The organism is Chryseobacterium sp. VD8 (assembly GCF_037149975.1).
In the GTDB taxonomy this organism is placed as follows: Bacteria; Bacteroidota; Bacteroidia; order Flavobacteriales; family Weeksellaceae; genus Chryseobacterium; species Chryseobacterium indicum.
In genome coordinates, this window is the sequence record NZ_JBBCQL010000268.1 from 1 (window position 1) to 5,631 (window position 5,631).

7 protein-coding genes are annotated in these 5,631 nt (G+C 32.1%); all 7 read left to right on the forward strand.

The genetic code is table 11. The annotated features are described in order from the left end of the window. Positions 1 to 91 precede the first annotated feature (91 nt). Positions 92 to 772 (forward strand): acetyltransferase, encoded by a 681-nt coding sequence (locus tag WFK35_RS19950; RefSeq protein ID WP_214588285.1) that lies wholly within the window; start codon positions 92 to 94, stop codon positions 770 to 772. Positions 773 to 774: 2 nt separating this feature from the next. Then, complete coding sequence (locus tag WFK35_RS19955) at positions 775 to 1,701, forward strand: hypothetical protein (protein WP_336734176.1); 927 nt, start codon at positions 775 to 777, stop codon at positions 1,699 to 1,701. Next, a complete protein-coding gene (locus WFK35_RS19960) occupies positions 1,692 to 2,624 on the forward strand; it encodes a glycosyltransferase family 2 protein (RefSeq protein ID WP_336734178.1) in 933 nt (310 codons plus the stop codon). The genes WFK35_RS19955 and WFK35_RS19960 overlap by 10 nt, the downstream gene beginning before the upstream one ends. Before the next feature lie 12 nt (positions 2,625 to 2,636). Then, entirely contained in the window at positions 2,637 to 3,230 is a 594-nt protein-coding gene (locus WFK35_RS19965) for an acyltransferase (RefSeq protein ID WP_336734180.1), read from the forward strand. Further along, the gene (locus tag WFK35_RS19970) at positions 3,227 to 4,390 is read left to right on the forward strand and encodes a glycosyltransferase (protein ID WP_336734182.1); all 1,164 of its coding nucleotides are present in this window, start codon (positions 3,227 to 3,229) and stop codon (positions 4,388 to 4,390) included. Before WFK35_RS19965 ends, WFK35_RS19970 begins: the two co-directional genes overlap by 4 nt. Next, positions 4,390 to 5,211, forward strand: a complete 822-nt coding sequence (locus tag WFK35_RS19975; protein WP_336734184.1) for a glycosyltransferase — start codon at positions 4,390 to 4,392, stop codon at positions 5,209 to 5,211. Before WFK35_RS19970 ends, WFK35_RS19975 begins: the two co-directional genes overlap by 1 nt. Further along, positions 5,211 to 5,631, forward strand: a 421-nt coding sequence (locus WFK35_RS19980; RefSeq protein ID WP_336734186.1) for a glycosyltransferase family 2 protein, incomplete at its 3' end; no start/stop codon positions are given. The genes WFK35_RS19975 and WFK35_RS19980, both read left to right, overlap by 1 nt.

Below are 5,631 nucleotides of genomic sequence, written 5' to 3' on the forward strand. Positions count from 1 at the left end.
GTTCCCCACTTATCAATCATTGACGTACTAATGTTCAATAGTATTGATGATATAAAAAATATTTTGAATAAATATGAATTAAAATAACATTATGGAAAAAATTGTAATTTTTGGAACCAGTCAGTTAGCCAGTTTAGCACATTTTTATTTTACGCATGACTCCCCGCATGAAGTGGTAGCTTTCACTTTAGACAGCGATTATATTACTGAAAATGAGTTCAGAGGTCTTCCCGTTGTATCATTTGAAGAGATTGAAAAGCATTATCCGCCTTCTGAATATAAAATGTTCTTACCTATTAGTTTTAAGCAAATGAGCTTTCTCAGAAAAAGAAAATTTGAAGAGGCAAAAGCAAAAGGGTATAAATGTGTAAGCTATGTTTCCAGCAAAGCAAGCACATGGCCGGATCTTACGGTAGGTGAAAACTGTTTTATTTTTGAAGATAATACCATTCAGCCTTTTGTAACAATTGGAGACAATTGTGTTTTATGGAGCGGAAACCATATCGGTCACCATACTAATATTCATGACCATGTATTTATCACTTCTCATGTAGTTATTTCAGGATGTTGTGAAATTGGTGAAAATTCATTTTTCGGAGTCAATGCCACAGTTCGTGACGAAACCAATATTGGTAAAGCATCTTTAATTGGTATGGGTGCTATCATTACAAAAGACACACCTGAATTCAGCATTTGGCTGGGTGCAAAATCTACCATGAGAGACGATAAGAGTATTGATATAGATAGTATTTCTCATAAAACAAAAGGGTAAATATGTGGCAAAAAAGAGGAAGAATACACCATATTGATCATTACAACGACTGGATGGTTTCCCATGCATGTGTACCTACAGCATTATTACTGAATGAAGATGTTGTAAGAATTTATTATGCTCCAAGAAACTCAGAAGGAAGAAGCATTCCTACCTATATTGATGTTTCCGCAAAAAATCCTGAAGAAGTATTATATATTCATGATAAACCTGTTTTAGAACCCGGAGAATTAGGAACATTTGATGATGGAGGAATTATGCCATGTTCTGTTGTGCGGTTATCAGAAACCTGTATTTATCTTTATTATGTAGGATGGAATGCAAGTGTTTTGGTACCTTACAGAAATGCGATAGGATTAGCAATCAGTTATGATAATGGGGAAACATTTGAAAAAGCATTTCCCGGAGCAATTGTAGAACGTAACAGAGATGAGCCGTTTTTTACAGCGTCTCCATGTGTTATTAAACATAATGACCAATGGATCATGTGGTATGCTTCCAGTACAGGTTTCGTAATAAGTGACGGTAAACCGGAACCATTATATGAAATTAAATATGCTCATTCTACAGATGGTATCAATTGGGTTCGTCCCAATATTACCTGTATCCCTCCTGCCGAAAAATATCAGTGTACGGCAAGACCTGCCGTGATTATAGAAGACGGAAAATATAAAATGTGGTTTACTTACAGAGGTTCTTTTGATTATAGAGATGGTAAGGAAAGTTACAGAATTGGCTATGCAGAATCTGAAGATGGGATAAACTGGAATCGAAATGATGCTCAAAGCGGTATTGAATTTTCGGATTCAGGCTGGGATTCTACGATGCAGACATATCCTTCGGTAATTGTAGCCAATAATAAAAAAATTTTATTTTACAATGGTAACGGTTTTGGAAAGACCGGAATTGGTTTCGCTGTATGGGAATAACTAAAAGAAAAAAAGTTAGCTGTCATGTAATAACATACAATCACATCAATTATATTTCAAAATGTATTGATGGAATTCTCATGCAGAAAACTAACTTTGATTTTGAAATTGTAATTGGCGACGATGTATCAACAGACGGAACAAGGGAAATTGTAAAAGAATATGCTTTCAGATTTCCGGATCTGATTCGTCTGAATTTGAGGGATAAAAGAGGCACCGGAATTCCGGGTAAAGAAAATTTCATGTCCACATTGGAAATGTGTGATGGTGAATATATTACTTTATGTGATGGTGATGATTACTGGACAGATCCTCTTAAACTTCAGAAACAAGTTGATTTTTTAGAGCAAAACAAAGAATATAGTATATGTTTTCATAATGTAAAATATATTGATATTTCAGGAGGGGAGACGAAGCACAAAAATTTTAATTCAGGTTCAATCGAAAAAACCTTTACAATTGAAGATTTATCTACAGGAAATTTTATTGACGCTCCTTCTGTTGTATTTAGAAATAATGATAAGATTTTACCTTCGTGGTTCAAATATTCTCCAATAGGAGACTATCCGCTTCACATGATTAATGCTTCTTTTGGATTGATTAAATATTTTCCTGAAGAAATGGCAGTTTACAGAGTGGGAAGCGGTGTTTGGAGCACAAAAAGCAATATAGAGCAGACTGTAAATGCCATGTTTTGCATGACGCTTTTAATGAGCCATTTTAAAAGCAACATAACTGTTTTTGAAAATTTAAAAAAACAATATGATAATTTTAAAGTCATCCTTTCAAAACCTTTTGAAGATAAAAAGAAATTGGAGCTTAATATAAAAGACCATACCTTTTTAGAAAAAAATATCAGCTTAAATTATTTATTAAAAATACTGAAAATTAAAATCTTAAAGAAACTAAAGATAAAGAATTAAAAAATTACTTCGATGTTTCGAAAAATAAAAAATTTTATTTACAAAAAAATCTTCAATTTCATAGCTGATCTCGAAGAATTTGAGGAGAAAAAAAAATGGTGGCAATTTACCTCGAATCCTAATATTAATATTCACGAATCTTTCAAAAAGAAAGAAACAAATATATTTAAGGGAAACGGAGTCTTATATGGGGATATTTCCATCGGTGAAGGATTTTCTTTACGAGACTATTGTAATATTTTGGTTTATCCAAATGCAAAACTTACAATAGGTAAAAGAGTTTTTTTTAATAATTTCTGTTCGGTTAATTGTTTAGAAAGTATAGAAATAGGTGATGATACCCTTTTTGGAGAAGGCGTGAAATTGTATGACCACAATCACTTAATCATTAAAAACACCAACATTAATGTCTCTAAAGATCAATTTTCTACTGCGCCCATTATTATTGGCAAAAACTGCTGGCTAGGAAGCAATGTTATTGTGCTTAAAGGTGTTACGATTGGTGATAATTGTATTGTAGGTGCGAACTGTATTATTCACAAATCTATTCCTGATAATACTATTGTTAAAAATAATCAAAATCATATATTAGAGACTTTAGTATGAGAAAAAAAATACTCTTTGTACTGCATGAAGCCACAAGATCTGGCGCGCCAATCCTACTTTTAGAATTGCTAAAAGAGATTCAGAATGCACGGAAGTACGAGGTAGATTTACTTATTCTGCTAAATGGAACAATGGCAAAAGATTTCACAGATCTTGTACCAACTGCTGTAAATATAAAACATTTTCAGCCTCGCCCTAATATTGTGACAAGAATACTAAGACGTTTTATTGTTTTAAAAAATGACTTACTGAGTCAGGAAGATTTGTATAATGCTGCCGTCGAGAAATTATCCTCAAAAAATTATGACTGTGTTTTTGGGATGACTGTCGCTACATTAAGTATTTTAGAAAAATTTAAAGCAAAAGGTCTAAAAACAATATTATACACTCATGAACTTCAGTTTGCATTAGAAAGTTTCTACGACGCCCATGATCTGTCTCGCAAAATATCTTCGTTAGACTCTATATTAGCAGGCTCTCAATCTGTAAAGGATTTTCTTACTCAAAGGTATAAAATCCCTGCCGGCAAAATTTCAGTTGCATATTCTTTCATATCAAAAGACAATGAGATAAAGACAAAAGCATCTGAACTAAGACAACAGTACAATATTTCAGATGATACATTTATCTTAGGAACCTTAAGCACTCAAGAATTAAGAAAAGGCAGCGAGCTAGTACCTTTGTTAGCAAAAAAAATAAAACAAAAAACTCCAAATCTTAAATTTAAGATTTTTAATATCGGTGGAAATGATTCAAATCCTTTTGTGAGATTTGCAAAAATAGATACACAAAAATTAGATGTTGAGGAAGAAGTTATTTTTGTTGAGAACACTAAAAATCCGAATGATTACGTTAACATTTTCGACTGTTTTTTACTCCCTTCAAGAGAAGATCCTTTTCCATTAGTAATGCATTTAGCTGCAGAGTTTAACAAGCCAATTGTTGGTTTTAAAGACTCTGGTGGTGTAGAAGAATTTTTGAATGGCACTAACTTGCTTGCAGATTATTTAGATATTGATCAATTTGCAGATATAATAATAAAAACTCACAATGATAAAATATTTCGTGAAAAATCGTTATTAAAAATTAAAGACAATGTTCATCAATTTTCAAAGGAAAATTCTATGATAACTATCTATAACGTAATTGACAATATATAATGCTTTCCATCATCATCTCATCCTACCAGCCCCAATATTTCGCTGCACTCGAAAAAAACATTGCGGAAACCTGCGGTGTGGAATTTGAAATAATCAAAATAGAAAACCCTGCTCTAATGGGTATTTGTGAAGCTTACAACAAAGGTGCCGAAAAAGCAAAATATGACAATCTGCTATTTATACATGAAGATATATTGATATCGACAATGAATTGGGGGAAACCTCTTATATTAAGCTTATCTGAAGCAAAAACAGGGATAATAGGAATAGCAGGCGGTACATACGTCCCGGCGGCTCCTTATGGTTGGTTTACTACAATGAATAATGCAAAAATTTCTATAATTCAACATAAAAAAGGAGGAAGTAAAATAGTAGAAAAGACCTTCGAAACTAAAAAAGAAAAAGTAATCGCAGTAGATGGTGTTTTTTTAGGTATAAAAAAATCTATCTTCAACAAATTTAAATTTGATGAAAATCTAAAAGGATACCACGGATATGATACAGAACTAAGCCTGCGTATTTCTTCACAGTATCAAAATTATGTTACTTCAGAGATCCTTATTGAACATTTTTCTCAAGGAAATCCTGATCATAAATGGTTGGAAAGCAATATCTATACAAGAAATAAACTTGGCAGTAATTTTAATATTACAATAAATAAAGATCTTGAATATCAGATGTATGAAAGATTTGTTCGTGATTATTTCAAATATCATCCTAAAAATCTTTTAACTCTTATTCAAATTTTAAAGTTTTTTCCCATATTTAAAATTGGTCGCAGAAAATATTTGCCACTTCTTAAATTTACTATTACACAATAATGAGTCGCCTTGCCATTGTTATCCCATACTACAAAATAGATTTCTTTGAAGAAACCTTACAATCTGTTGCAGCACAAAGCAACAGAGATTTTGTATTGTATATTGGGAACGATGCAAGCCCCGATGATCCCTTGCCACTCATTGAAAAATATTTGAGTGATTTCTCTTATTTTTATTTTGATTACAATGATAATTTAGGAGGAAAAAACCTGGCATTGCAATGGGAAAGAATTCTGGAAAATGTTAAAGAAGACTGGTTCCAGATATTAGGTGATGATGACATTATTTCAGAAAACTTTGTGGAAGAATTTTATAAAAATCTGCCTCAGATACAATATGAAAATATCTCAGCTATTAAATTTTCCCATAATATTGTAGATGAAAACAAAGCTATTTTACATTCCATAACAACTGAAGAAA